The organism is Holdemanella sp. (assembly GCF_056804935.1).
In genome coordinates this window covers 1-4,558 of sequence record NZ_DBMEXE010000040.1, presented here as the reverse complement: position 1 = coordinate 4,558, position 4,558 = coordinate 1, and the positions used below count along the sequence as shown (strand labels likewise).

The following is a 4,558-nucleotide window of genomic DNA, read 5'->3' as shown; positions in this document are numbered from 1 at the left end:
ATCCTAAATTTATATTTGAAGGTGTGTAAAGCTTTGGCTTGATAGGATGATTTTTTCTGTACAATCTTTGATAATGACAACATTGATTTCTTAGATATGATACACAATGGTAGAAACTTTCTAATTTTTCATAACTAATGTCATTATATCCGATTTTTAAAATTGCTTTTTTATCTTTTGTCTTTAATAATGAATAAAATTTAGAAATGGTGCCAAGAGGTATAAGTTCGACTAATGCCCATACTGGGACAAACCCATTATATTTGTTGTTGTGATGTTGAATAATAAGGCTGGATGCATTTCTTTTATTTACTTCGCCACAACGTTTTAAAAAATCAATGATGTCAATATATTCTTGGTGATTTTTAAAATTAAAGTTTGATGGATCAAGATATCCAACCGGACCATATGTCAATGAAAAATAATTTGCTAATTGAGTTTTTAAATATACCTCAATATCGTTAATTAGTTCAAAAAGTGTTGATCTAATTTCTTTATCAGTTTTATACACATTATAGATATCCTCAAAGGAAATGTTATCAATAAAATTGTCGTTTTTATCTAGAAAATCAATCATATATCCACTTAATCTGTAATAATTTTCATGTTTTAAAATGGATAAAGCATTGTCATAGTTATTAACAATCAACCCTTTATCGTTAATAAGGTAATCTAGCTGTTGATTGAATGTTAAAGCTGGCTTAATCTGTGCATTGAAATTATTCATAAATTCTCCTAAAGAAAAGAGCCCTCTGGGCCACATTGTTAAGAGGTGCGAAGGCTACGATTGATTAAATTATAACAAATTTGCAATATGTGTCAATACAATTTTTCCTTTCCAATTTCGTCTGATTTTGTTTTCTGATTCTATGAAATTCAGCGAAAATCAGGGTGATTGAATGTGGTACAGTGATGATTTTGAATTAGAAGAATTGGCCAAAAAGGACAGTATACTCATATTTTGAGCATACTGCCTCTAATTTTGTATTTGTTTACTTTAATCCAAATAATGTTTCAATACAAGAATCATCCATTACGCGATCTGTTGGTGGCATATTGGCATGTTCTAGTAGGGAGTCTACGTGGTCTTTAATGGTTACGTCTACAAGTTTATTGACATCGATTCCTCTGAGTTCAAAGAATAGGAATGGGTTTTCGTCGAGTTTAGTTCCAATTCCGTAGAGTACGGCGGCAACGTGCTTGCACATTAAGGCCCAGTCGGGGCAGCTGCAGTTAAAACTGATTTCTCTTTGGCTTGGGAAGAGTCCATTTTCGGATAGGAATATTTCTTTTAAACTTTCTGGGAATTGTCCATTTACGAGTTCTTGTAAGTTTTGAATTTGTGAACTACATTTTTCAATGATGTCTTCACAAACTTCTTCTTTGAGTGGACTGATGTTGATTTCTACTTTGTACGGTGTTTTTCTTGTGCCTTGTACACGAGCTTTTACCTTACCCTTAACAATTTGTAAGTCCACAACAGCACCTGAACGAACATATCTTTTTCCTCGTTCGATACGACTGGCATAATCGGCATATTGTTCAATGTTTTTACACCAGGCCATGCCCCACCAGCTTTTTGCGATTTGCCTTCCTTCCACAATAATGGGATGCATTTCTTTTCCTTTGTTTTTTGCGCTTTTAACGCTTTCTTGTGCTTTTCTTTGCAGTTCTTCGACGCTCATTTGCGAATACTGCATGCTTGCTGTCCAATATTTTGCCATAGTCTACACGTCCAATCTTAATAAGTCCATTAGTTCATTTGTATCCAGTTCGGTAATCCATTTTTCTTGGCCAGAGGCAAGAATGGAGTTTGCGAGTTCTTGTTTGGACTCAATGAGTTTATCAATCTTTTCTTCAATAGTTCCATTTGAAACGAGTTTATGGACAAAGACCTCTTTGGTTTGTCCAATACGATAGGCTCGATCGCTCGCTTGGTTTTCTACGGCTGGATTCCACCAACGGTCAAAGTGAATGACGTGGTTGGCGGCTGTTAGATTGAGTCCGGTTCCGGCTGCTTTTAATGATAATACGATATATGGAACATATGTGTTTTCGTCATTAAATTTTTCAACGATTTCCGTACGCTTTTTAGCTGGAATACCACCATGAATAATATATCCCTTCTTATGGAAAATAGATTCTAGATATTGAGATAGGGGTTCGCACATTTCTTTATATTGTGTAAATACCAAAACTCTTTCCCTTTTCTCGTAGATGGTTTCGCACAACTCTTTCAACATCGCATATTTTCCACTGTCCTTTGGATTGTAGTTGGTATCATGAATAAATTGGTCTGGGTGATTACAAATTTGTTTCAATTTTGTCAATAACGCGATCACAATACCTCTTCTTTGAAGGCCTGTAGAATCTAATATTTTTTGTTCCGCTTTTTCAACTTCCTTGCGATATAAAACAACTTGTCGTTTAGATAAATCCACGTGTTCTGTGATTTCCATTTTGTCTGGTAAATCTGAAATGATTGTTTTATCTGTTTTTAGACGTCTTAAAATAAATGGGGAAACCATCATCTTTAATTTTGTCATATATTCAGGATAGGCTTGTACTTTCTTTGTGTATTCCTTAAAGTCAGATGCACTGCCTAATAATCCTTTATTTAAGAAGTCAAATAGGGACCATAAATTGGATAGGTCATTTTCAATCGGTGTACCTGTCATTGCGATGCGCATATGGCTAGGAATCTTTTTGATGGCGCGTGTTTGTTTGGTTGCCGGATTTTTAATGGCTTGTGCCTCATCTAAAATCAAACAGTCCCATACTCTGTCTTGTAAAAATTCATTGCGTAATGCCATCCCGTAGGTTGTTATAGTGATAAATGTGTCTTCATGTACAATATTGTTTTTTCCATGAAGGATATAATATGTCATTTTAGGGGCAAAGCGATCTATTTCTTTTGACCAGTTACCTAGTAGGGATGCAGGAACTATCAATAATACATGTCCATCTTTCTTTTTTTCATACATCTTCTCTAAAAAAGAAATGACTTGAAGTGTTTTTCCTAGTCCCATATCGTCGGCAAGACAGGCTCCAAAGCCTAAATCATTCATTTGATTTAACCAATTGTATCCACTCTTTTGATAGGGACGAAGGGTTGCGTTTAAATATTTTGGTTGTGCTTTGTTTTTGATTTTTGAAGGATTCTTTAATTTTCCAAGAATATCCCTTAACCATTTTCCATTTGATATCTGTATACCCATATCAACATCAATATCATCATCATTAGACATATATGTTTTTGTCAAAGCTTCCTTTAATGTAATGGTGCCATCATATTGTTCCATTTGTTCAAGAAGTTGTTGAAGCTTATTATGATTAATTTCTACCCATTGGCCTTTAAGCCATGCAAGTCCTTCTTCCATTTTTAAAAGTTCACTAATTTCTTTCTTTGTGAGGGCACGCCCATTAACAATTAGAGATGGTTGTAAGGATAGTATGGAGTCAAAGCCAAACATGGATGGTTTGGTATCTCCAATATTCACATTGATTTTTACAGAAGAATATTTTTTCTTCCACCAATTTGGTACTCTACATTTAATGCCACAAGCCTCATTGTCAGGTACACTCTTTAATAGGGAATAGGCTTCTTTACTCGTTAATTTGATGGGATGAAATAAATCACCGGTTTCCATATATTGGGCAATCAAAGTATTCTTTTGAGCGACTACGTTTAGGCAGGACAATAAATTCAATAATTGTTCTTGATCATTTTTATATTCAACGAGTGCATGTTTTAGTGGCATATGAACAATTCGATTTTCTTTGTCTTTTGTGGCATACGTCGCTAGAAACGCAAATGGAAAGTCTGCATCTTCTTCGTTTTCGACTAAGTGAAAATAGATTCGTTTTGCGACTTTTAAATCTTGGGATTTTTCCTGAAGATACATTTGAACTGTACCCTTGTATGATTTCATGTCCAAACAGAATTGATTATTTAACTTTTCAAATAAGTTTTGAATCCACTTTTCATCAATGAATTCTGTACCAATCGCAAAAGGAATAATGGACATTAAATATTCTAAGTCTTCATTGGATGCTTCTACTTTAGTATCTTCTCTAGCTACTTCTAGTTCAGAACGATTACTTAAAAGTTCAACGAATTTTTGAGATAGTTGATACAAATAAAAAGCACTCGGCGTCAATCCCTTTAGATTGTTTTCAAACCCTAATTCATAGAGGGCAGAATACTTATATTTCTTGAATAATATAGCCCATGATGAAGTATTCTCTTCTTTTGTTTCATCAATATGAAATCCGTTCTTGGTAAATATAAAATTGATTTGTTTCATACACCGTTTATCCTTTGTCTTATTACTTTTCTACATTTTATCATATATATTAAAACAATTGATAAACATATCAATAATGCTTTAAAGAATTTGTATTATGTGTCAATGGAATTATTTCTTCCAATTTCGTTCAAATTTCGTTTTCTCTGATTTGATAAGGATTAGAGAGATTGATGATTTTGAATTAGAAGAATTCACAAAATAATGAGTGTTGTAATTTGTTTTCATTGTTTTCTTACTATCACTACAGT

The 4,558-nt window shown here is 33.6% G+C and carries 3 protein-coding genes; all 3 read right to left on the bottom strand.

Translation table 11 applies throughout. The features are described from left to right. Window positions 1-727 (bottom strand): Abi family protein (locus ACZQCL_RS03240; protein ID WP_482481834.1); only part of this gene is annotated, 727 nt, incomplete at its 3' end. 265 nt (window positions 728-992) lie between these two features. Continuing rightward, the gene (locus tag ACZQCL_RS03235) at window positions 993-1,724 is read right to left on the bottom strand and encodes an SWIM zinc finger family protein (protein WP_227993789.1); all 732 of its coding nucleotides are present in this window, start codon (window positions 1,722-1,724) and stop codon (window positions 993-995) included. A 3-nt stretch (window positions 1,725-1,727) separates the two neighbouring features. Next, the gene (locus ACZQCL_RS03230) at window positions 1,728-4,307 is read right to left on the bottom strand and encodes a DEAD/DEAH box helicase (RefSeq protein WP_482481833.1); all 2,580 of its coding nucleotides are present in this window, start codon (window positions 4,305-4,307) and stop codon (window positions 1,728-1,730) included. Window positions 4,308-4,558: the final 251 nt, after the last annotated feature.